General features: G+C 38.2%; 18 protein-coding genes, 1 other RNA gene and 1 pseudogene. 17 read left to right on the top strand and 3 right to left on the bottom strand.

The window, feature by feature from the left end; genetic code table 11:
* Positions 1 to 2: 2 nt before the first annotated feature.
* From NYE63_RS14295 to NYE63_RS14285, 3 genes and pseudogenes are all read left to right on the top strand, one after another.
* Positions 3 to 307: pseudogene (locus NYE63_RS14295) on the top strand (GntP family permease); the annotation flags it as partial.
* Positions 308 to 468: 161 nt separating this feature from the next.
* On the top strand, positions 469 to 816 hold the full coding sequence (locus NYE63_RS14290) for a PadR family transcriptional regulator (protein WP_061463248.1): 348 nt from the start codon (positions 469 to 471) through the stop codon (positions 814 to 816).
* Positions 803 to 1795 carry a hypothetical protein gene (locus tag NYE63_RS14285; RefSeq protein WP_342601579.1) on the top strand — a complete coding sequence of 331 codons (993 nt, stop codon included), beginning with the start codon at positions 803 to 805 and terminating at the stop codon, positions 1793 to 1795. The genes NYE63_RS14290 and NYE63_RS14285 overlap by 14 nt, the downstream gene beginning before the upstream one ends.
* A 172-nt stretch (positions 1796 to 1967) precedes the next feature.
* Here the strand turns inward: NYE63_RS14285 and NYE63_RS14280 are convergent, their stop codons facing one another.
* Positions 1968 to 2501 carry an IseA DL-endopeptidase inhibitor family protein gene (locus NYE63_RS14280; RefSeq protein ID WP_342601578.1) on the bottom strand — a complete coding sequence of 178 codons (534 nt, stop codon included), beginning with the start codon at positions 2499 to 2501 and terminating at the stop codon, positions 1968 to 1970.
* Between the two features lie 673 nt (positions 2502 to 3174).
* Here NYE63_RS14280 and NYE63_RS14275 point away from each other — a divergent pair.
* The 5 genes from NYE63_RS14275 (at position 3175) to ssrS (ending at position 8185) form a co-directional block, all read left to right on the top strand.
* Positions 3175 to 3567 (top strand): sporulation protein, encoded by a 393-nt coding sequence (locus NYE63_RS14275; protein ID WP_063233754.1) that lies wholly within the window; start codon positions 3175 to 3177, stop codon positions 3565 to 3567.
* Between the two features lie 21 nt (positions 3568 to 3588).
* The gene (locus NYE63_RS14270) at positions 3589 to 4470 is read left to right on the top strand and encodes a mechanosensitive ion channel family protein (RefSeq protein ID WP_342601577.1); all 882 of its coding nucleotides are present in this window, start codon (positions 3589 to 3591) and stop codon (positions 4468 to 4470) included.
* Positions 4471 to 4912: 442 nt separating this feature from the next.
* Entirely contained in the window at positions 4913 to 6166 is a 1254-nt protein-coding gene (locus NYE63_RS14265) for an MFS transporter (protein WP_342601576.1), read from the top strand.
* 227 nt (positions 6167 to 6393) lie between these two features.
* The gene (locus tag NYE63_RS14260; protein ID WP_342601575.1) at positions 6394 to 7875 is read left to right on the top strand and encodes a UDP-N-acetylmuramoyl-L-alanyl-D-glutamate--2,6-diaminopimelate ligase; all 1482 of its coding nucleotides are present in this window, start codon (positions 6394 to 6396) and stop codon (positions 7873 to 7875) included.
* Between the two features lie 123 nt (positions 7876 to 7998).
* A non-coding RNA gene (ssrS, locus tag NYE63_RS14255) (6S RNA) lies at positions 7999 to 8185 on the top strand.
* 171 nt (positions 8186 to 8356) lie between these two features.
* Here ssrS and NYE63_RS14250 read toward each other — a convergent pair.
* Positions 8357 to 8899: a ribonuclease H-like YkuK family protein gene (locus tag NYE63_RS14250; protein ID WP_342601574.1), complete on the bottom strand. Its 543-nt coding sequence runs from the start codon at positions 8897 to 8899 to the stop codon at positions 8357 to 8359.
* 971 nt (positions 8900 to 9870) lie between these two features.
* Between NYE63_RS14250 and NYE63_RS14245 the strand changes: the two genes are divergently transcribed.
* From NYE63_RS14245 to cobA, 4 genes are all read left to right on the top strand, one after another.
* Positions 9871 to 11076, top strand: a complete 1206-nt coding sequence (locus NYE63_RS14245) for a nitrate/nitrite transporter (protein WP_342601573.1) — start codon at positions 9871 to 9873, stop codon at positions 11074 to 11076.
* 55 nt (positions 11077 to 11131) lie between these two features.
* The gene (gene nirB / locus NYE63_RS14240) at positions 11132 to 13453 is read left to right on the top strand and encodes a nitrite reductase large subunit NirB (RefSeq protein ID WP_342601572.1); all 2322 of its coding nucleotides are present in this window, start codon (positions 11132 to 11134) and stop codon (positions 13451 to 13453) included.
* A gap of 113 nt (positions 13454 to 13566) precedes the next feature.
* Positions 13567 to 15717 (top strand): molybdopterin oxidoreductase family protein, encoded by a 2151-nt coding sequence (locus tag NYE63_RS14235; RefSeq protein WP_342605652.1) that lies wholly within the window; start codon positions 13567 to 13569, stop codon positions 15715 to 15717.
* Positions 15718 to 15832: 115 nt separating this feature from the next.
* A complete protein-coding gene (gene cobA, locus NYE63_RS14230; RefSeq protein ID WP_342605651.1) occupies positions 15833 to 16603 on the top strand; it encodes a uroporphyrinogen-III C-methyltransferase in 771 nt (256 codons plus the stop codon).
* 199 nt (positions 16604 to 16802) lie between these two features.
* On the opposite strand, the gene NYE63_RS14225 is transcribed toward cobA, so the two are convergent.
* Positions 16803 to 17078: a MerR family transcriptional regulator gene (locus NYE63_RS14225; protein WP_269467089.1), complete on the bottom strand. Its 276-nt coding sequence runs from the start codon at positions 17076 to 17078 to the stop codon at positions 16803 to 16805.
* A gap of 255 nt (positions 17079 to 17333) precedes the next feature.
* Here NYE63_RS14225 and nirB (NYE63_RS14220) point away from each other — a divergent pair, with 255 nt between their 5' ends.
* The 5 genes from nirB (NYE63_RS14220) (at position 17334) to NYE63_RS14200 (ending at position 23266) form a co-directional block, all read left to right on the top strand.
* Positions 17334 to 19751 (top strand): nitrite reductase large subunit NirB, encoded by a 2418-nt coding sequence (nirB, locus tag NYE63_RS14220; RefSeq protein WP_342605650.1) that lies wholly within the window; start codon positions 17334 to 17336, stop codon positions 19749 to 19751.
* Between the two features lie 16 nt (positions 19752 to 19767).
* Positions 19768 to 20085 carry a nitrite reductase small subunit NirD gene (gene nirD, locus NYE63_RS14215; RefSeq protein ID WP_342605649.1) on the top strand — a complete coding sequence of 106 codons (318 nt, stop codon included), beginning with the start codon at positions 19768 to 19770 and terminating at the stop codon, positions 20083 to 20085.
* 216 nt (positions 20086 to 20301) lie between these two features.
* Positions 20302 to 21921 (top strand): family 14 glycosylhydrolase, encoded by a 1620-nt coding sequence (locus NYE63_RS14210; protein WP_342605648.1) that lies wholly within the window; start codon positions 20302 to 20304, stop codon positions 21919 to 21921.
* A 250-nt stretch (positions 21922 to 22171) separates the two neighbouring features.
* On the top strand, positions 22172 to 22597 hold the full coding sequence (locus NYE63_RS14205) for an OsmC family protein (RefSeq protein ID WP_342605647.1): 426 nt from the start codon (positions 22172 to 22174) through the stop codon (positions 22595 to 22597).
* A gap of 348 nt (positions 22598 to 22945) precedes the next feature.
* Positions 22946 to 23266, top strand: a complete 321-nt coding sequence (locus NYE63_RS14200; RefSeq protein WP_144476420.1) for a hypothetical protein — start codon at positions 22946 to 22948, stop codon at positions 23264 to 23266.
* Positions 23267 to 23476 lie beyond the last annotated feature (210 nt).

Here is a 23476-nt window from a genome sequence, read left to right as displayed (position 1 = left end):
CATTTCTAATTGCTGCAGGATTGAAAACAGCCCAAGGTTCTTTCAATGCATTCCTGGTCATCACTTCATCTTTGATTGCCCCCATGTTTCCAACGTTGGGTATTGAAGGAGCTGTTCCACTTGCACTGGCAGTCATTGGAGCAGGTGCGATGACTGTAATCCATGTAAATGATAGCTTCTTCTGGGTGATCACCTAATTTAGCGGGATGAAAGTCACAGATGCCTATAAGCTCAAACTATTGCAACCTTAATACAAGGGGGAGTCACGATTATCACGACGATGATATTATGGGTCATTCTTGTGTGATATTAATATTGGAAAAACGGAGAGGCGAGAAACGCTTCTCTTTTTTTATGCTTTAAATAGAATATATTTTCATTTTTATGGTGTTGTAAGAACTAAAATAGTGTATGATGCATAGTATAAGGTATAGTGTACGTCACATAGTATAGAGAAGAGGTGATTGGATGAGCACTTTACTGAATTCATTAACAACTGAGCTGCGCAGAGGCACTTTGACGTTAGCTGTTCTAAGTCAGCTCAAAACCCCTCAGTATGGGTACTCGCTTGTCCAGCGTTTAGAGAAGTCGGGAATTACCATTGATCAAAGTACTTTATATCCTTTGCTTCGCCGTCTGGAAAAACAAGAATTGGTGACCAGCAGCTGGGATACTTCTGAAAGCAGACCGCGCAAGTACTATTCTTTAAGTGATTATGGGGGAGAAATCTTCATTCAGTTAAAGGAAGAATGGGAAAAAACTTCTCAAGAGCTTTATATATTATTAAAAGGAGAGGGAGAAGATGGAGCTGATTGAACTTTATATTCAGGAAGTGACCCGAAGGCTGCCAGAAAAAAACCGGGAGGATATTGCGCTTGAGCTTCAATCTACAATCGAAGATATGCTTCCGGAGGATCATACGGAGCAAGACGTGAAAGCCGTTCTTTTAAAATTAGGAGATCCGGTTACACTGGCAAGTGGTTATCGTGATAGGCCAATGCATCTGATTGGACCGCGTTATTATGATGTTTATATCAGTCTGCTGAAAATGATTTTACCAATCGCTGCAGTCATTTCACTGATCGCATTAGTAGGGGATAATCCGTTTCGGGATATGGGGGATAATACGGTTATGGAGGCGGTTTTAACCATAATCGGGAAAGGGATTTCAAATATCATCAGTACAGGTATCCAAGTTTTTTTCTGGTTAACGCTTTCGTTTGCCATTTTAGAACGCGTGGATACTTCAAAGGATCAGTCGCCTTTAACAAAAGACTTGAAACCATGGACACCGGAAAACCTAAAAAATATTCCGAACATTTCAAAGAAAAAAGCTGTTTCTATGATCGAAATTTTTGCAAGTTTGTTAGGTCTTTCTGTATTCACGGCCCTTTATTTCAATGCAGCAAACCTCTTAGGGGTCTATGAAAAAAGGAATGACAGTCTCATTTTCGTAACACCTTCTTTCAATCAAGAGGTATTGAATTCCTATTGGCTGCTGGTATCTTGCGTCGTTATCATTGGGGTGCTCTTGGCTATTTACAAATTATTTTTAAGACAATGGACCCTGAAACTAGCTTTATTCCATACCATATACCAGCTGTTGTCCACTCTGACTTTCATCATCATCATCAGTAATCCTAATTTATTGAACCCGGAATTCATTGCATACCAAAATACACTGTTTACAATCGATGAATGGAAAAACTCGATTTACTGGGGTCTCATATTAATCACCATCTTTTTTGCCGCCTACGATTCCTATCAAGGCTTCCGTAAGGCAAAAATCCGTTAAGGCACAGCATCCTAGCTGTGTTTTTTTGTTTGAAAGTTCCGTTAAGTGAAAAGTGAGTTGATACAAGTCAGTAAGGTTATTTCTCAGAATACGAAGAAAACAGAAAAACACCTCATATGAAATATAGTTTTTAACTATACGGCATATGAGGCGTTACATTTAAACCAATTTTTTATTGAACTGCATCGAACTGATTGACTTTCCACGTGGATCCGGACTTATAAAAGGTAACCGTTCTTTTTACTGAGTCACCGTCGACTGTAGGTACAGTTAAATTGTAGGATCTAACGTTTAGTTTTTGATAGACCAATTTAATTTTTGCTTTTCTCCACTCTAACATGCTATCGCCGTCTCCGATTGGACGGGCTAATTTACCTTTATGGGTAATGTAACTATATTTGGTCAGCCCTTTTTCAACTGCATTATTAGTAAATGTCTCTGCTAAATAGTTAGTTAATTTATCTTTTGTATTAAATTCTTGGCAAAGGTATGAATACACGGTCCCTTTATAATTGAACGTTTTTTGTGAACATGAACTGGTAGTGTAACCGTGTAATGCATTCCAAAAATGTTTGCTGGCATTATCAGCTATCTTTAATGCATTTGCGTCAGACAAATTCTGTGATGTCGTTTTTGCGGTAACCTGACCACTTAATGTGAAAAATAAAATGATAATGGATAATAGCATACCTAAAAATTTTTTCATAATTTTTCTCCCCAATCCCTAATAGGATACTTATGTAACGAAAGTTTAATTAATATTACAATTGTTACATTTATATTACAATAAGACTTGCGTAATTAAAAGAGAAATATTGTTAATTTTAAAATATATTTTTTGCTGTCCATTAAATATACACAGTTTGTTCACTTTATTCTTATTGAAAGGAGCTTTCACCGAGTTGTAAATAGAAGGACATTGGCTGTTACATACTTCATATTCCACCAACAGGCCTATTTAAAACCCAACAGTTAATTCTTTTGCAATAACAGGACAAGTTAATTCATTATATTTTCATTAATATCAACTTATGTACAAAGATCTCGATTTCTCGGGCATGCCCGAAAATAATAAAATATAAAGGTTTGACAAACTTTCCAATTCTACCGTATTATAAATTATATACTTGAATACATTCTCCAAAGGGGAGTAGCTTTTACAACAATGTCGTCATTACGGAGTTCTTTGCTCTCGGTGTTGTTGGCAGCATATTGTTGTTAGCCAGACCTTACCTATTGGTAAAGGTCTATTTTCTTTTAGTAAACCTTTACCAAAATGGTAAAGGTTTTTTTGTAGTCCGGATCATACAGCCCTTAAGGAAATGTATAAACATGTGGGTTTAATAGAAAAACAAATAAATATAAATGGAGTGTATTCTTTGATACTTAGAAAATCTTTATTACTTTTAGGGATAGGTTCTGCACAAATAGATTTAATCCTTCCGAAAAATACGTATAAATCTGGTGAATGCATAAATGGGTATTTCTTGATTAAAGGTGGTACCTTGGCGCAAAGAATAAGGAGGATCGAATGTGATTTAATTATGGATACTCATTCTACCGGATTGGAAGAGATCCTTAAAACGAGCACCATCTTATCTTCAAGAGAGATAAATTCAGGGGAAAGTAATGAAATTCCTTTTAACTTTTGTCTGCCTACATTGAATGAGCCTTATAAGCGGGGGGTTTCCTATCGACTTAAAACGAGGCTGATACTTGATAAAGGGATAATAGGCAAGGATGATGACTGGATTTTAATCGATTCTGAATAAAGTGGAAAGTGAGGTGGGAACATGAATATCTTGAAATTTACTGAGCTTGCTATGGATTATTTACAAGAATTTTTATTGTTGAGGCTTTTTATATTGGCTTTACTGTTATTGGCGGTATATTACATTCTGAATAAAATGGTTGAATGGTTCTTTAGAAGGTCCAGTTTTTTTGAGGAAGAAGTCGAAAAAACGATACAGGGGGTTACTCGTTCTTCTCTTAGGTACGGCATTTCCGCGCTTTTCCTTATTTATCTGATTGGTCAGTTTATAGACCTTAAAGGGATTTTAGCAGGAGCTGGTATTGTAGGGGTCGTTATCGGATTTGCGGCACAGCAAATGCTTAAGGATATCTTGTTGGGAATTGTAAGGCTTTCAGATAATGAATTCCGAGTGGGGAATTTCGTGACATTCAATGGGACAAGTTCAGGGACCGTAGAGGAAATCGGTATCCGGTTCATGCAAATCAGGGAATGGTCAGGAAAATTGCTGACCATCCCACACAGTGAAATCAGGACAATTCAAAACTTTAATAAAGGGAGAATGCGAATCATTGAACGCATCACAGTAAGTTACCAAGAAAATCCTGAAAAGGTAAAACGGCTGTTGGAAGATATATGCCTTATCTGTAATGAGAAGTATGGTGAAACCCTACTTAGGTTAGAGGATGGTACACCGGAAGAGGATTTCAGATACATTGGCGTTACGGATTTAAATCCGAACCTTAAATATGTTGGTTATGAACTTTGCTTTGTGGGACTTGTAAAACCTGAACATTACTTTGAAACAGCGAGAAGTGTGAGGTTTGAAATGATGAAAGCTTTACATGAACATCACATTCTAATGCCATCTGCCCATTTGCTTGTACAGGGCAAGCCTAATCAAGAACGTATATTGGAGAACTGAAAAGAAGAAACTTGAGATAATCCGGAAAAAGGTCATGAAAAATGATGGATAAGGTAACAAATGGCAGAAGCATTACCCAGTCCTTGGAAACTTAAGGATATTAAAGGGGTTTCTATTAAAGGAATCGCTTTTTTATACAATAAGTCGAACAACGTTACCCCAAAAAAGGTTTTATTTTTATGGATTTCACCTTGATTTATCAAATTAAATAGATTATTATGAAATTAGCATAAAATGGAAGGGTGACCTTTAAACAATGATCATTTAATCCTATTCTTTAAGAAAAAATGCGTGCTAAATACGAAGTTTTTTCTGGATAGGATTAGTCTGTACATTAAAATACAAACAAAGATCATTGTGCTCCGTCCATTGGGGATATTTTGTTCTGTTAAATTTGTATTGTACTGCCTCCTGTCCAGATATTTCACAGGAGGTTTTTATATTGGGAAAAAACACGTCCGTAACATTAAGTAATAAGGAACCTAACATATTTAAAAATCGTGTATTCCGGGCCATTATCTTTTCAGGCTTGTTTTTACAAATAGGGATATGGGTACGGAATTTTGCAGTTTTGTTATTCGTCATGGAAAAGACAAACGGGGATGCCTTTGCCATCTCCATGATATCAGTAGCAGAGTTCGCACCCATTTTTATTTTTTCATTTATTGGAGGGACGTTTGCTGACCGCTGGAGTCCGAAAAAAACAATGGTTTGGTGTGATATATTAAGTTCAATATCCGTATTTGCTGTGCTTATCTCGCTTATCTTCGGCAGTTGGAAAATGGTATTCTTCGCAACTTTGATTTCGGCGATACTTTCTCAATTTTCTCAGCCATCAGGCATGAAGCTATTTAAGATGCATTTGCCTGAAAGTCAAATTCAGACAGGGATGTCTGTTTATCAGACCGTCTTCGCAGTATTTATGGTTTTAGGTCCGATTCTCGGTACATTTGCCTTCCAATCATTTGGGATAAACATCTCGATTGCGATTACTGGTCTGGCGTTTTTACTTTCAGCTGGCGCACTCGCCTTTCTTCCAAAAGATCGCAAACTGAATGAAGAGGCCGCAAAAACAACGTTATGGCAGGAAATGAAAAGCGGAGTTAGCTATGTATTGCGAAAAAAAGAACTAAGTTTGCTTGGTTTATGTTTTCTGGCAGCCGGGCTCGGACTGGGCTTCATTCAACCGCTCTCTATTTTCCTTGTTACAGAACAACTGGAACTGCCTAAGGAAAATCTGCAATGGTTATTTATGGTGAATGGGTTTGGTATGATTTTAGGTGGTGCTGGGGTGATGATTTTTGCCAAAAAGGTAGCACCTCAGAGATTATTAGCTTTCGGAATGCTTGTGAATGCCATTGGATTAGCGGTAATGGGGCTTTCAACAAATCTTTGGATTACACTTACTGCCGAGTTCTTTAATGGGCTAATGCTGCCTTGTATTCAAATCGGGATCAATACATTGATATTGCAGAGGACCGAAGGCGAGTTCATCGGAAGGGTCAATGGAATCTTAAGCCCATTATTCACTGGATCGATGGTGTTGACCATGAGTGCGGCAGGCGTGTTGAAAGAGCAATTTTCACTCGTCGCCATATTTGAAACTGCCGCTTTCTTTTTTATTCTAGGGATGTTTTTCATTTTGCCATTGTACAATCAAAAGGCCGAAACAAAACCCCTGGAAGTTCAATCGTAAGTATCTTTCGGTGTGTCAATACCTCAATACAGCTATAGCCATAGGACCTAAAGAAAAGCAGCCACTTCCGGCTGCTTTTCTTTTTTTCTTCCTATGACTGTCATACAAATTCTGGATTAACAATTATTTTTAGAGTACTGGTAAATACTAAAAATGGCTTGTTGATACTTATGCATTTCATTTTCAAGAGTTAGGTGAATAACTTACATGAAAAAGGAGAAAAGTTAATGATCCTTAAAGACATATTGAAGGAAGCAATAAACTGGGATTTGCCGATGGGCGTTGAACATATAGCCATCACAGGTGTAACCGATAACTCCAAAGAAATAAAAAAGGGATACCTTTTTGTTGCCGTAACCGGATATAAGTCAGATGGTCATAATTACATTAATGATGCAATACGTTTAGGGGCAGCGGCCGTGATTGGCGATCGCGATATTAAGGGATTGGCAGTTCCTTATATACGAGTGGAAAACAGCCGTAAAGCATTAGGGCTAATCGCCAAAAGGTTTTATGGAGATCCCAGCAATCAAAAAATAATGATAGGAATTACGGGTACAAATGGTAAAACCACAACAAGCTATATGCTTCAGCAAATTTTAGAAGAGAATGGGATGACCTGTTCCGTCATTGGAACGATACAGCATATTATCAATGGAAACAAAGTCGATTCCCATAATACGACTCCCGGTAGCGTGGAGTTGAATTCCTTGCTGGCTGCAAGTAGGGATATGGTTGTCATAATGGAAGTGTCTTCACATGGATTAGCTCAATACCGTTTAGAAGGGATTGAATTTGATTTCTGTGTCTTCACAAATTTGTATCATGACCATCTCGACTTCCACGGTACGATGGAGGATTATTTTCTGGCAAAATTACTGCTTTTTGAAAAATTAAAACCTAATGGTCTTGCGATTATTAATGGGGATGATTTCTGGGGAGAAAAATTACAAGCATACTTACGGGAGAAGAATGTCAGTGCCTTTGTATTTGGAAAATCCAATCGCTGCGATTTAACCATCACCAATTATAATACTGCAACAACCCCCTTTATTTTATTGAATGAGAATCATGACTTTGTGAAAATTGAGTTACCTTTACCTGGACTTCATAATTTATTTAACGCAACGGCTGCGTATTCAGTAGCGAAGATGTTTCCAATTTCAAAAGAAGAAATTCTCACTTCACTGAGACAATTTACCGGTGTGCCAGGAAGGTTTGAAATGTATAAGAAAGAATTTGGACCGACAATAGTCATCGATTATGCCCATACTGCGGATGCCATTCATCACATGCTTCAAACTGCCAAAGAATGCGGGGCCAAAAAGATTTATCATATCTTTGGTTTCCGAGGTGGACGAGATACAACCAAAAGGGCTGAAATGGTTAAAGTATCTTCGGAACATAGTGATGTTTCGATTTTGACGATGGATGATCTGAATTCGGAGGGAATTGAGGCGATGGAATCGTCACTAAATAAACTGCAAAGCGATTACTCTGCTGGAAATGGGAAAGTTATTCCAGATAGGACATTTGCTATACAGGAGGCGATACAAGCAGGAAAGGAAGGGGATTGGATTATCATTACAGGTAAAGGAATGGAGAGGTATGGACAAAATTTCGGGTTGCCTACTATTTCTGACAAAGAAACGGTATTATATTTGCAAAATAAGGTCCAAGGGGATTTTATCGGTTATTTTGATCAATAGTTTGATTCTAATGAATGCTTTTATAAAGGGCTAAGCCGGCGTCCATTCCCTTCCACAGCCATAGGCGATTTATATGGTGATTATTAACATTGTATCATATGGGGAATTCAGGTATTATAACAATACAAGCTGCACTGTTCGTATTGATAATAAAGTTTTAACCTTTAAGCTGTAATAGGGAGTTTTATATTGAAACAGGAATGTTATGCCTCGTCACTGACTTGGACAACAGGATTTTTTCTGCAAACACCCACTTTGAGGAGTGGTGGTTTAAAACTTTCTTACTGAATACGGCAATGGCGGCTTATATCTTTTAATGTTAAAGCTGGTCTCGGTCTGAGGCCGGTTTTTTGCTGTTTTTCGATTACCGTACCATAGGAATTGTATGTACTGCTTTGCAGTCTGAAAATTTCCAATCCATATTGTTCTAAAAATATTTATTTTCATCAGATTAAAAAAATTACATTTTTTTTGGAGACATTTACTCTTGCTTTGTATACCGGTTGGCATAACTTGAAGCAACGAAAGCATTGGGTTTGATTTTCGGTTCCACGCCCATGGATTCCATCCTGGCTACCATTTCTTTTACAAACTCACTGGTTTTGTTCCGCTTTCCAATCCCGATATCAATGTGCCCTTCCATTGTGAACGTTGCCCCTTGATATACCGCAGGCAGGACAATATCGATTAACTGATTTTTTCTTTCTTCCGTAAACATGGATACGATCTCCTCTGTTAACGACAATTCTTGGGAAATTCGTTCATGTAAATGCAGCATCCTTCTAGGAATCATCACTTTTCTTATACAACCCCAAACACCATTTCCGACCTGCCGTATCACGATCCCTGTAATGAAAACCGTATGTTTTTTATGTACTTGCGAATCTGTACCGACCATTAATCGATAGTTACCAGAAGGATTTAATTTCATGAACTCAACAATATGAACGAATACCTCTTCAAATGACATGTCTTTTTTCTGAAGATTTTGAAATAGGATGTTATGAAATGGATATTGCCTCATATTATTGCACCCAACCTTTCCCCGGATATAATCAGATTATTAAATATCACATGCCGCTCATAACACATCATATGAAGGAACTCCTTGTTTCGTGCTGTGGGAAGGATCCGCACTCTAATGAAGATGCAGCCATCATTTGAGGAAAATAATAGAATGAGCTCTCTTTAAGAATGCAAATCCTTAATGAGTGGTCTATCGAAGAGTTCGATTCGTAACGTGTAAGAAATAAAAATAATAATGGCCTAAACCTTTAGCTTCTCTCAGTTGTCGACAAAAGGCGATTCGGAATGAACTCACCCCGAACAATGTTTATAAAACAAGAGTAGGTTATACTTTATAGCTTTTTACATTTTTATAAAACCCTCAATAGATTGAAGAAATTTGCGACACTCCTGCCGAATAGCGGGTTAGCCGAGGCCCCACAGGCGATTGCTTTGATGAGGCTTGGCAGACAGTCGGCGGAAAGGGAGCGGGTTTCTAAAAACACTGGAACGTTCTTTAAAGAAAGAAACTGTGGGCAAACTCGTTTTCTTCTGTGGAAAGAACATTCATGAGAACTATTTTCGGCGCGGGGCTTATTGATTTCTAGTATACATGTTATGCAAGCCATATATTTAAAAATGTAAATTTTGTAGTAGAGAGAAGCTTAAGCATTAGGCTTCTCTTTTTTTGTATGGAGAATATTACGAAAAAACTTATTGGAGCGATCTTTTGGTGTATTCACTGCCATAACTGAAAAGGAAAAAAGCTTGTGACTTTACATCACCTAAGTAAACCACAAGATCATTCAATTTATATAAGAAAAAGGAAATGAAATTATTAAATTTTGACCATTAACTACTTTAAAGTATTCATATTTAATAACTTACAAAAAAAGTGTGTAATGTTTTCTTACATAAACAAAGAAATCTTGTATTTATAAGAGTAAAATAAACGAATATTCAATTAATAAAGTATAGGAGAGATGAAAAATGAAAATATCTGAATTGAAAAAAAGCGGGCATGCTCCGTCATTATTAGCTTCATTCCTTTATTTTGATATCAGTTTTATGATTTGGGTATTATTGGGTGCGCTAGGTGTCTATATTACAAAGGATTTCGGACTTTCCCCAGCTGAAAAAGGCATGATTGTAGCCATTCCGATTTTGGGAGGCTCGTTTTTTCGAATTGTCCTTGGTTTTTTGACTGATCGCGTCGGCCCGCGGAAAACAGCGATCGGCGGAATGCTTGTTACGATGATTCCGCTTTTTTGGGGATGGTTATTCGGAGAAAGTTTAGCAGAGCTTTATTTGATTGGGATTTTACTCGGAGTGGCAGGTGCGAGTTTTGCTGCAGCACTTCCTATGGCTAGTCGCTGGTATCCCCCGCATTTGCAGGGTCTTGCGATGGGCATTGCGGGAGCCGGTAACAGCGGAACTCTTTTTGCGACATTGTTTGGACCGCGTATTGCAGAGTCTCTTGGCTGGCATAATGTTATGGGATTAGCTTTGATTCCTTTAACCATCGTGTTTGTCATTTATATTTTAATCGCAAAAGACGCACCATCTCAACCGCCTGCAAAACCACTCAAGGAATATTTCAACGTATTTAAAATAAAGGACACTTGGTATTTCTGTATTCTTTACAGTGTGACTTTTGGGGGCTTTGTCGGGTTTACTAGCTTTTTAAGCATCTTTTTTGTTGATGAGTATGGGTTATCACGAATAAGGGCAGGGGAATTTGTTACATTATGTGTCATCGCCGGAAGTTTCTTTCGTCCCGTCGGAGGATTTATTGCCGATAAAATAGGTGGAGTTAAACTGTTAATGTTTTTATTTTTTGGACTCACATTATGTATGTTTGGGATTAGTTTTCTTTATTCTCTTACAGTCGTTACGATCCTACTGTTCATCGGAATGTTATTTCTCGGTATGGGCAACGGGGCTGTCTTTCAGTTAGTTCCACAGCGATTTTCTAAAGAAATTGGTTTTATCACAGGGATTGTAGGAGCTGCCGGAGGTGTTGGTGGATTCCTGGTTCCAAACATACTAGGTACGTTGAAACAGATTACTGGGACATATGCTACAGGATTTTTAGTATTTTCCGCAGTTGGAATCATGGCGTTGCTTATCCTGGGCCTAGCTCAGCTTTCATGGAGAAAAACGTGGGTACTCGGAAAGAATTCAGTTAAGATCTAGAACTTTGTTTACTAGGTATATTGGTTTGTTACAGTACTTGTTTTGGGGGGATAAAATGTATAAACAAAAACTGGTCTTAATAGGGAACGGAATGGCGGGATTACGCTGTGTTGAGTCAATTATAAGTAAGGATCCGACTGCCTTTGAGATTACTATTTTCGGAAGTGAGCCACACGTTAACTATAACAGAATCTTATTGTCGACTGTGCTTCAAGGCAGCACTTCGTTTGATGATATTGCGATAAATGATCGAAACTGGTATACGAAGAATGATATCCAATTGTTTACAGGGGAAACCGTTGTAAAAATCGATAAAGAGACCCGGAAGATAAAAACAGACAAAGAACGGGAAGTTTACTACGATAAGCTGATAATTGCCACAGGTTCTATCCCATTTATTCTTCCTGTTACCGGTGTTGATAAAGAAGGAGTTATTGCATTTCGAACGATTGAAGATTGCCAAAAGATGATTGAAACTTCACGTAAGCATAAAAAAGCAGTCGTAATCGGAGGCGGTTTATTAGGTTTAGAAGCTGCGAGAGGGCTGTTAAACCTCGGTATGGAAGTGAATGTCGTTCATATTGCTGACCATTTAATGGAAAGGCAGCTTGATTCAACTGCATCACTTTTGCTCCAAAAAGAGTTGGAAAACCAGGGAATGAACTTTCTTTTAAAAAAGGAAACACAGGAGCTAATCGGTAACGAGCGTGTAGAGCGCGTCCTTTTTAAAGATGGAACGGAGCTGGAAGCAGATTTAGTCGTTATGGCTGCGGGAGTCAGACCGAATATTCATTTGGCCAAAGAAAGCGGAATTGATACAAATCGTGCCATTATTGTAAACGACTATTTAGAAACCAGCATCCCAAATATTTATGCTGTTGGTGAATGTGCTGAACATCAAGGGATTGTTTATGGACTGGTGAAACCCCTCTATGAACAAGGTGAAGTGCTGGCAAAGCATATTTGTGAGGTGAAATGTAACGGATACCAAGGTTCGGTTCTTTCGACCCAGTTGAAAATATCAGGAGTTGAGTTATTCTCCGTTGGAGATTTCCTTGGTGATGATACAACGAAATCAATCACAACTTTTGATGAATTAGATGGTGTTTATAAAAAGGTGGTATTTCAAGGAAGAAAAATCATAGGTGCGGTTCTGTATGGAGATACAAAGGTCAGTTCACGATTACTCGATATGATTTTAAAGCGGCAAGAAGTATCGTCAGAGGAAAAGCGTGCACTGTTCCAATCACCAAGTACGGATGAGGGATTAATCGCTTCTATGGCAAATCATGAAATCATTTGCAATTGTAATGCTGTTTCAAAAGGGGCAATCATTGAAGCGGTTCAAGATAAGGGATTAACAACAGTGGAACAAGTTAAACAATGCACAAAGGCTTCCGGTTCTTGCGGTGGATGTAAGCCGGCAGTGACGGAGCTTTTGGCATATATTCAAAATAATCATTTTGAACAGGCTGAGAAACAAAAGGCATTGTGTTCATGTACGACATTAACGGAAGATGAAGTCGTGTATAAAATGCAGCTCCAAGACTTAACCTCTGTTCAAGAAGCGATGGATGTTCTTGAATGGGGAAATAGCGAAGGTTGTTCAACATGCCGGCCAGCCCTTAGCTATTATTTAGGGATGATTCACCCAGAGTACGAGAACAGACAGCAAACTCTTTTCATAAACGATAAAAAGAATGCAACAGTTCAAAGTGATAACCGATACTCTGTTATCCCGCAAATGTACGGCGGAATGACGAATGCGAAAGACTTGCGAAAAATTGCAAATGTTGCAGATAAATATGATATATCTCATGTGGCGATAACGAGTGAACAACGGATTCATTTAATGGGTGTGAAAAAAGAAGATCTCCCAAATGTGTGGGCTGATTTAGACATGCCATTAAGTTCGAAATATGGTAACACCGTTCAAAACGTCAAAACATGTATCGGTGAACATGTTTGCTCTTGTGATAAACAGCAATCCCTTTTACTTGCTATTGATTTGGAAAAAAGATTAGAGCATGTATCAACACCTTACCGTATAAAGATGGGCATATCTGCTTGTATGCATAACGGTGCAGGTTCAACAACGAAAGATATAGGTGTTATGGGCATTGACAGGGGTTGGGAAATATATGTGGGCGGAAGCAGCGGGCGTAATGTACGTGCCGGTGAACTGTTATGTGTAGCTGGGACAAATGAAGAAGCAATTGAAATCATCATCGGTTTTATTCAATATTATCGAGAAACGGCCAATTACTTAGAACGGACTTGGCAATGGATTGAACGAGTGGGTTTAATTCATGTTAGAGAAGTATTATTTGATAATGAACTTAGTCAGCAACTATCTCAACGATTGGAAATGGCGTAGGTCAGAGAATGAACTAAGTGGAAAATACCTTTTAAAGGACGACCTAGATAGACGGATAAATGTTTGTACAATGAAAAAATCCAAAGAAATCCATGAGTAAAGGGTGAGGAGCTTTGACTGAATTATTATTAAAGTATTTCCGCACGAAGCAACAGGAGGTCCAATCAGAAAAACACTATGATACACAATGTCCATTTTGCAGTATGCAATGTAAGATGCAACTGTTGGAACAAACAATAGTTACAAGAAAAAAGTATTTGACGATCGGAAAAGATAATCCAGCCTCAGAGGGTCGCTTATGCATTAAAGGAATGAATGCACACCAACATGCATTGCATAACGAACGAATTAAATACCCATTATTAAAAAAAAATGGTGAATTTATTCGCATATCTTGGAAGGAAGCATTGAATCACATTAAAGAAAATTTCACTAAGATTCAAGCGGAAGATGGTGTAAATGCATTATCTGTTTATGGGAGTGCATCCATTTCAAATGAGGAAGCATATTTGCTTGGTAAATTTGCAAGAGTAGCTTTAAAAACAAAGTATATAGATTATAATGGCCGTTTGTGCATGTCCGCAGCAGCTTCGGCGGCAAGCCAAACATTTGGTATGGATAGGGGCCTAACCAACAGTTTATCAGAGGTTCCGTTCACAAAGTGCATTATCTTGGCGGGCACGAATATTGCGGAATGCCAGCCGACAATCATGCCGTACTTTGAGAAGGCGAAAGAAAATGGGGCATATATTATTGCTGTAGATCCACGAGAAACAGCAACAACGAAAATGGCCGATTTACATCTAAAAGTAAAACCGGGGATGGATGCCGCCTTGGCAAACGGATTATTGAAAGTGATCATTGAAGAGGATTTTACTGATGAAGCATTTATCCGGGGACGTGCAAATGGCTACAACGAAGTTAAAGAGTATGTTACATCTTTAAAGTTGGAAGAAATTGCAGAAATGACAGGGGTTCCTAGCGACCAAATTCAAAAAGCGGCTGCAATGTTCGGGAAAGTAGAATCAGGAATGATTTTTACAGCAAGGGGCGTTGAGCAGCAAACAGATGGTTCAGCTGCCGTTCGTAATTTTCTTAATATTCTTATTGTTACAGGGAAAATCGGAAAAGTGAATTCGGGCTATGGAGCTATTACTGGACAGGGGAATGGGCAGGGAGCAAGAGAGCATGGCCAAAAGACAGACCAGCTGCCGGGGTATCGTATGATTGAAAATGAGGAACACAGATTACATATTGCAAGAGTATGGGGAATCGATGAGGCTGATTTGCCACGTAAAGGTGTCTCAGCATACGAAATGATAGAGAAGATAGATGAAGGTGAAATTACCGGCATGTTTTTAATGTGTTCCAATCCAATTGTTTCAAATCCAAATGCTAACTTTGTCAAAAAGGCTTTGAAAAAATTAAAGTTTCTTGTCGCAGTAGATATGTTCGTTTCTGAAACTGCAAAATTGGCTGATTTAATTTTACCTACTTCGTCTTATTTAGAGGATGAAGGAACGATGACAAATTTAGAAGGACGGGTAACGTTGCGGGAAGCAAGTTTTTCATCACCTGGGGAAGTGAAGCATGATTGGCAAATCATTTGTGATATAGCAAAAGCTCTTGGAAAAGGGGAGCATTTTCCCTTTCAATCTGCAAATGAGATTTTTGAAGAATTAAGAGTGGCAAGCCGCGGGGGAACCGCTGATTATTATGGTATAACGTATGATCGATTAAGAAAAGAAGGAGGCATTTTGTGGCCATGCCCATCCATTGACCATAAAGGGACAAAAAGGTTATTCGAAACGGCTTTTGCCCACCCGGATGGAAAGGCGGCCATGGTTGTGGTTAATAATGTGCCTCTTGTTCCAAAAGAACAGCCGTGTACGGATTTTCCACTTTATTTAACAACAGGAAGAATCATGTCACATTATTTAACAGGAGTGCAAACGAGAAAAAGCTCATCATTAGCCGCAAGAAATTTTGAATCATTTATGGAAATCCATCCGGAAACAGCCGAGAAATATCATATTCCAGACAATTCTTTGGTGAAAATCGAATCAAGGCGGGGAAGTATTGTTGTAAGAAGCAAATGGTCAGCTACCATTCGCCATGATACTATATTCGTTCCTTTTCATTGGGCAGACTCACAAAATGTCAATCACCTTGTTTCACAGGATTTAGACCCGACATGCAAAATGCCTGGCTTTAAAGTCAGTGCTGTAAAAGTACATCCTATAGTTGAGTTAACGTCTAATTAAAGGGAGGTTTTCCTCCCGTTCATCATAATTTTTTTAGGTTCAATCATAATCGAATAGTAGCGCTTAACCACACAGTATTCCATATCAAATGACTAAAAACAAAAGGGGAAAAAGGATGGAAAAAGGTAAGGTCTATATTGTTGGTGCTGGACCTGGTGATCCGGACTTAATTACTGTCAAGGCAACCAAATGCATCGCGGAAGCGGATGTCATCTTGTATGATCGATTGGTAAATCGTGAATTGCTTTTATACGGTAAACCTGAAGCTGAATACATTTATTGCGGTAAAGCTCCTGGTAAACATTGTGTCTCTCAAGAGGACATTCATCAATTGTTAATTAGTAAATCAATAGAAGAAAAAACGATCGTCCGTCTTAAAGGGGGGGATCCTTTCATCTTTGGACGAGGCGGTGAGGAAGCGGAAGTGCTAGTAGAGCACGGAATTCAATTTGAAATAGTTCCTGGAATCACATCCGGAATCGCTGCCCCAGCTTATGCAGGAATTCCTGTGACTCACAGGGAATGGGGGAGTTCCTTCGCAATTGTCACAGGACACTGTGTGACCGGCATACCTGATAACATCAACTGGCATCATTTGACACATGGTGTTGACACCATTGCTATTTATATGGGTATTAAAAACCTTCCTTATATTTGTAAACAATTACGCTCTTGCGGAAAGAAGCCTGAAACTGCGATTGCTGTCATTGAACAAGGAACGACGGGTTTTCAACGAACTTTTACAGGAACAATCGATTCAATAGTGGCGATCGTTACAAGAGAACAGGTTGCCAATCCCGCCATGATTGTAATAGGAGAAGTGGTGAAGTTGTCCGAGAAATTATCATGGTTTTCAGAGAAGACAAAAGATAAGGAGTTCGCGTAGAAGAGGGATGATTAGTAAGAAAACTCTTACTGTTAGAGAATGGAAAACTGGACATGAAAGTCATCATGTCCAGTGTATCATTGTTAATAGCTATTTTATAAATGCAAGGTGAAATTGTGACCTGGTTAATCGAAGTCTGGAATATGGAAATTTATAGTACTTATTGAATCGGCTAATAATTCCGGTTGATTGGTTAAAATCAATTACGTAAGCCAAAATGTGCATTTAATTGACCCTGCAGCATTTTTTTTCGCATTTTTTCCTGTTCAATTTTTCTGTTCTCTTTTAATTTTTCTTGTCTAATTTCATTGGTTTGCACTCCATCCTCTATTTTATCGGCGATTTCCACTAATGCCTTGACGTCGGAAAAAGAGTATTTACGGTTACCACCCTTAGACCTTTCGGGGAAAACGAGTTTTCTTTCTTCATAATACCGAATTTGTCTATCGGATAGTCCGGTTAATTCTCTTACCACTCCTATGGAAATTACTTTTCTGTCTATATAAGATTCTTTTTGCTGGACGATGAAAATCACCTCATTTTTGATTTATGCTAGATCAATAAGAATATTATATCCTAATTTTCTGAATATTTGTAATAAAAACTAACATTAATTATTAATTTTCGGAAATCATGTAAGATTTTATGACACACTTGTTGTTATAAATAGTGACGTCACCTATAATCAAACATATAATCCTTTCAAAAAAATCTTATTGGAGGACAAAACATGTCTAAGCAGAAATTGGCACTCATTGGGAATGGTATGGCTGGAGTAAGATGTATAGAAGAAATTTTGAAAATTCAACCAGAAAGGTTTGAGGTGACTGTCTTCGGAAGTGAGCCACATCCGAATTATGATCGAATCCAACTATCGAATGTATTGCAAGGGGCTACGACGATAGATGATATTACAATAAATGATTGGAACTGGTACAAAGAGAACAATATTACACTTTTTTCAGGTGAAACGGTCACAAACATCGACACCACAAAGCAAATCATATATTCAGACGCAAATCGTGAAGTCGAATATGATCAATTAATTTTAGCTACCGGATCAATCCCTTTCATACTACCGATAAAGGGGGCTGACAAAAAAGGAGTGACAGCCTTTCGAAATATTGAAGATTGTGAAAAAATGATTGAATATTCAAAAAATAACAAAAAGGCTGCAGTCATTGGTGGAGGATTACTGGGTCTTGAAGCAGCCAGGGGTCTTTTGAATCTAGGTATGCAGGTAGATGTTATTCACCTTTCAGAATATTTGATGGATAGGCAGTTAGATCCAACAGCAGGAAAAATGCTGCAAAGGGAACTTGAAAGCCAGGGAATGAATTTTCATCTTGGGAAACAGACTCAGGAGGTTTTAGGTGACATTGGTGTCAAAGGATTACGTTTTAGTGATGGCGTGGAAATTAGCGCCGATTTAGTGGTCATGGCAGTTGGGATTAAACCAAATGTTCAAATGGCCCAAAATTGCGGCATCCCTGTCAATCGAGGAATTATCGTGAACGATTATATGGAGACAAGGATCCCAAATATTTATGCGGTTGGTGAATGTGCGGAACACCGTGAGATGGTGTATGGTTTGGTAGCTCCCCTCTATGAACAAGGCAAAGTATTAGCCAAAAGGATTTGCGAGCTGGAAGGCAAAGCATATGAGGGTTCAGTGTTGTCTACTAAGTTAAAAGTATCTGGTGTAGATGTATTTTCGGCTGGAGAAATTTTCGAGGATGTAAAAGCCAAATCAATCAAGGAATTTAATGAATGGAATGGTACTTACAAAAAAGTAATGATTCGAAATGGGAAAATTTCTGGTGCTGTATTATTCGGGGATACAAAAGAAAGCAATAACCTATTGAGCATGATCAATAAAAATGCCGACGTTTCAGAATATTTAAAAGTAGGAACAAGTGGAGAACCGAGTGTTAGTCTGGTCGCGTCGATGTCACATGAAGAAATCATCTGTGGTTGTAATGGTGTAACGAAGGGCGATATTGTGACGGCTATCGAATCTAATGGTTTAACTAGTATTGAGGAAGTTAAAGGCTGCACAAATGCTTCGAGATCATGCGGGGGATGTAAGCCGTTAGTCGCTGATATTCTCGAGCTGACATTGGGCGCTGAATTCAGTGAATTAAACCAAAAGGAATCCATATGTACGTGCACCACTTTATCCAGAGATGAGGTTGTCGCTGAAATACGCGAAAAAAATCTGACCCATACTCGGGAAGTCATGAATGTTCTCGGCTGGAATACAAGTGATGGATGCTCGAAGTGTAAACCGGCACTGAACTATTACTTAGGCATGATCCATCCTGTTGAATATGAAGATGAAAAGGAATCCCGCTATGTCAATGAAAGGTTACATGCAAATATTCAAAAGGATGGCACATTTTCCGTTGTGCCAAGAATGTATGGGGGCGTCACTAATCCTGATCAATTACGGAAAATAGCAAATGTTGCCGATAAGTATAATGTCAAGTTACTTAAGGTTACAGGCGGGCAAAGAATAGATTTGTTCGGTGTTGAAAAAGAAGACCTTCCAAAAGTATGGGCTGACCTGGATATGCCTTCTGGATATGCTTATGGAAAAACCCTTCGAACTGTGAAAACATGCGTTGGTGAAAACTTTTGCCGCTTTGGCACTCAAGATTCAATTGGGCTAGGCATTGCCCTGGAGAAGAAATTTGAACGTGTAGGCACACCGCATAAGGTTAAGATGGCCGTGTCGGCATGTCCTCGTAATTGTGCTGAATCCGGTATAAAAGATCTTGGTGTTGTCGGTGTTGACGGTGCATGGGAAATTTATATCGGCGGCAACGGCGGGACCCATTTAAGAGCTGCTGAATTATTATGCAAAGTGAAAACAAGTGATGAAGTAATTGAAATTACAGGTGCATACATCCAACATTATCGAGAGACTGCCAATTATTTAGAAAGAACGTCTGTCTGGGTGGAGCGTGTAGGGTTCGATACCATTAAGGCGATTATTGGTGATAAGCAAAAAAGGATTGAGCTTAATGAACGTTTAGATGAGGCCTTAGCGGTATTGCAAGAACCGTGGAAAGAAATCATTGAGAGTAATGCGATCCAAACCGGTTTATTTCAAAAAGTGAAAATTCCAGCTATATCAAATAAATGAATAGGGGGAAGCCTAAATGAGGAAAACTCTTCAAAAGATAAAGGTTTCAACAGTAAATGAGATGCCAAAAAACCTGGGGAAAACAGTAACCATAGGCTCTTATGAAATTGCTCTTTTTCATTTAGCAAATGGTGAATTCCGGGCTATTGAAAATCGTTGCCCCCATAAAGGTGGAGTTCTGGTGGAAGGCATTGTGAGTGGTGATCACGTCTTTTGCCCGATGCATGACTGGAAAATCAGTATCAAAAATGGAGAAGTCCAAAAACCTGATAATGGTTGCGTAAAAACATTCAATGTTGAAATAGAAGATGGTAATGTTTATATCGTTTTATAAAAATGAAGATAACCCGTTACTCTGGATAGTCTCTTATAGGACTATCCTTCTTTTCTATGCAGAGCTATGAACCAAATTCTCCCGACGAATTAAATTGATAAATATTACCAAAACAAATATAATTTCTAGTAAAGGAATGACTTCATTAAACGAAATGATGTAAACGATTTCAACTAGAAATTTTTATAAATGAATAGGGGAAAGGTTGGCGTTTTTATGAACAAATTATCTGTTGGCGTTTTTACCTTTATGCTGTATTTTGTTCCTTTATCAAGTACTTCACCTGGATTAGCAGAAGTAAAACCAGATTACAAGCTTTATGTGATGGCCCCATTGGGTGAAATAACAGATTGGGAGGCATTCGAAGCAGAGCTGACCCAGTTAAAGGAAAATGGAGTATATGCAATAACGACAGATATCTGGTGGGGATTAGTCGAGAGTAAAAAAGATAATCAGTTTGATTGGTCCTATTATAAAAAATATGGGGAAACAGTGAGAGCTTCCGGTTTAAAATGGGTGCCCATTTTGTCTACACATCAATGCGGAGGTAATGTGGGGGATGATTGTAACTATCCCATCCCAAGTTGGCTCTGGAATAAAGACACTGCAGAGAACATGGCATTCAAGAGTGAAAGTGGTTTCTGGAATAAGGAAGTACTTGCTCCTTGGTGGGAAGGTACAGCCGAACAGTACAACGAATTGTATAAATCCTTTGCAGAGAACTTTGCTGATAAGAAGGATCTAATAGCTAAAATATATCTAAGTGCAGGACCAGCTGGGGAACTAAGATACCCCTCTTATCAAAATGCTGATGGCTGGGATTATCCTGAAAGGGGACAGCTTCAAGTTTATACAGAAGGAGCAAAACGGGATTTCAGGCTTGCAATGAGAGAAAAATATTCAACGATAAAAAAATTAAATGCTGCTTGGGGCAAAACGTATAAAAACTGGAATGAGATTCAGCCGCCAGGAAACGGAGATGAATTTTTCACTAAGGGCGGAGCAATCGATACACAATTTGGATACGACTTCATGCAGTGGTATCAAGGGGCACTCGAAAAGCATCTTGCAAAAATCTCTAAATTTGCCCATAAACATTTTGATAAAGTCTTTGGCGTGCCAATTGGAGCTAAAATCTCAGGAGTCCATTGGAAAATGAATGATCCAGTACTGCCGCATTCTGCAGAGTATAGTGCTGGGTACTATAATTACTCCCAATTATTGAATCAATTCAAGAAATCAAATATGGCCCTCACGTTCACCTGTTTAGAAATGGGAGATCAAGACGCACATACTGCACCATCCTATAGCGCTCCTAAAACGTTGGTGACGCATATTGCCTCTCTAGCTAATGAAAAAGGAATTTCCTTAAACGGGGAAAACGCACTCCCGCTGATCAACAATGAAGGGGGCTTTGACAATATAGCAGAAATGGTTTTTAACCATGGTTTTGAGGGTTTTACCTTACTAAGGATGTCCTATTTATTCGACGATGAAGGAAATCCAACAAATGAGTTCAGGATGATGGCTGATAAATTGGAAGGCAAGTCGATTCCAGTTACATTCACAGTTGAAAATGTACCTGTCACACAGGGAGTTTACTTAATTGGGGATAGAGGAGAAATCGGCAGATGGAATCCTGAAGATTACGAATATAAACTCACTCAAAGCACAGAAGGCAGTTGGAGTGGAACATTCCGTTTAGCTGCAGATCGATTCTATGAATTCAAGTTCGTCATAAAAGATGAAAATGGCAATATAACTTGGCAAGAAGGGGAAAATAATAGTTATAAAACACCTTTGAATGGAGAAGGAAACTATAAAACTTCATGGTAAAAGGATATTTATGTCCTGAGATAAAATCAGTATGTCTAACTAAGTAGGGATTTTGGAAATAATATAAGGTATTGAAAGTGCATCACAAGTTAGGGTAATAATACAATCCTGAAGCCAAGTACACTGTATATTTGCGTACTGTCCCCAATATTGGGGACAAATTATTTTTAAGACTTAAATGATCTGTACTTACATTAAATAGACATGTGGACTATTTTTAGGACAAAACAACAAGAAAGGGAGGAATTTAATGAAGACAATGATTACATGGACAGGGGACATGGCTTTTTCTGGCACAACTCCGTCGGGACACGAAATAAAGATGGATGCTGCCGAAGAAGTGGGAGGAAAAAATAGTGGAGCAAGACCCACTGAGTTACTTTTGCATTCTCTTGCAGGGTGCACAGGTATTGATATTGTAATGATTTTAAAAAAAATGCGATTTGAAACAAATGCCTTTCAAATAGAGATAGAAGGGTCAAGGTCAGAAAATCACCCTAAACGGTTTACCGATTTTCATATCCACTATTTATTGGAGGGTGATCTGCCTGAAGATAAAGTGGTCCGTGCAATACAATTATCCAAAAATACGTACTGTTCAGTATATCACTCATTAAATGCCAACATTAAAATCAGCTATTCGATAAATGGTGTTAAAGGAAAACAGGGATTATAACGTTTAATTTAAGGGCTATCATTTATCAGCCATTTGTTTATACATCCTTGTATGAAAAACAGCCTTCATTTGTTAACGGAGGCTGTTTTTTGACTGAAATGAGTATCCATGATTCAGGATATCATCTATTCGTGCAAAGCTCAGAAACTCTCTTTATGTTAATCAAGCCGTATTCTTAAGAAAAAATCAACCTCCAATTTCTTTTAAGGGTAACAGAACTCCATTTTCTGGAAAGAAAGGGTTTATTTAGTCAGCAAGTAATCAAATTGTAATCGTTTGTCATTGGAATACCCTTGATGTTAGGAGTTTATCGATATAAACTTTATATACTATTGAGGAGTGGTTAAGTTGAAAGAGATAACAATTGACAAATTAATTTTTAAAAATCATTTATCGATGATTGAACAATATTCATTGAAAGATTTCATGTTTAAGTGGCTCGGCAGCCCCGAAGAAGGATTAGATGATCTTCTTCCGCTTAAATACACAGATCAAGTTTTTGCAAAAATGGAAACGACATTGGATACAAAAATAAAGATCAACGGAGATGAAACCTTCAGATATGTCACCATTACGGAAGATAATCAAATTGTAATAGGTGGCTTAGACTCGAATCAAGAGTTAAAGTTTAGAATTGTTTCCCTTGAAGAGCGTTTGAAAAGCTATTAAAAATTTAAGGTTTAGCATTGTATAATTTTCAAACTGAATCATATTTTCAGATAAAAGTATAAGGCCGTTCCTATTAAAGGAATGGCCTTTTTAAGGTATTTTTATTTTTTTCATCTCATTAAGAGCAGCGTCAAATACCATTTAAGGTTCTGAACTGTACTCGAAAGTAAAGGAAATCTTACCTTATGCCAGTTAATCGAGTAATTCTTT

Source organism: Peribacillus sp. FSL E2-0159 (assembly GCF_038643155.1).
Taxonomy (GTDB): Bacteria; Bacillota; Bacilli; order Bacillales; family DSM-1321; genus Peribacillus; species Peribacillus simplex.
This window is presented reverse-complemented; position numbering and strand designations above follow the sequence as displayed.

What these genes read in the sequence shown, in the direction of transcription:
- NYE63_RS14290 (WP_061463248.1), top strand. Translation starts at nt 469, where the DNA reads ATGAGCACTTTACTGAATTCATTAACAACTGAGCTGCGCAGAGGCACT.
- NYE63_RS14285 (WP_342601579.1), top strand. Translation starts at nt 803, where the DNA reads ATGGAGCTGATTGAACTTTATATTCAGGAAGTGACCCGAAGGCTGCCA.
- NYE63_RS14280 (WP_342601578.1), bottom strand. Translation starts at nt 2,501, where the DNA reads ATGAAAAAATTTTTAGGTATGCTATTATCCATTATCATTTTATTTTTC.
- NYE63_RS14270 (WP_342601577.1), top strand. Translation starts at nt 3,589, where the DNA reads ATGAATATCTTGAAATTTACTGAGCTTGCTATGGATTATTTACAAGAA.
- NYE63_RS14260 (WP_342601575.1), top strand. Translation starts at nt 6,394, where the DNA reads ATGATCCTTAAAGACATATTGAAGGAAGCAATAAACTGGGATTTGCCG.
- NYE63_RS14250 (WP_342601574.1), bottom strand. Translation starts at nt 8,899, where the DNA reads ATGAGGCAATATCCATTTCATAACATCCTATTTCAAAATCTTCAGAAA.
- NYE63_RS14245 (WP_342601573.1), top strand. Translation starts at nt 9,871, where the DNA reads ATGAAAATATCTGAATTGAAAAAAAGCGGGCATGCTCCGTCATTATTA.
- nirB (WP_342601572.1), top strand. Translation starts at nt 11,132, where the DNA reads ATGTATAAACAAAAACTGGTCTTAATAGGGAACGGAATGGCGGGATTA.
- cobA (WP_342605651.1), top strand. Translation starts at nt 15,833, where the DNA reads ATGGAAAAAGGTAAGGTCTATATTGTTGGTGCTGGACCTGGTGATCCG.
- nirB (WP_342605650.1), top strand. Translation starts at nt 17,334, where the DNA reads ATGTCTAAGCAGAAATTGGCACTCATTGGGAATGGTATGGCTGGAGTA.
- nirD (WP_342605649.1), top strand. Translation starts at nt 19,768, where the DNA reads ATGAGGAAAACTCTTCAAAAGATAAAGGTTTCAACAGTAAATGAGATG.
- NYE63_RS14210 (WP_342605648.1), top strand. Translation starts at nt 20,302, where the DNA reads ATGAACAAATTATCTGTTGGCGTTTTTACCTTTATGCTGTATTTTGTT.
- NYE63_RS14205 (WP_342605647.1), top strand. Translation starts at nt 22,172, where the DNA reads ATGAAGACAATGATTACATGGACAGGGGACATGGCTTTTTCTGGCACA.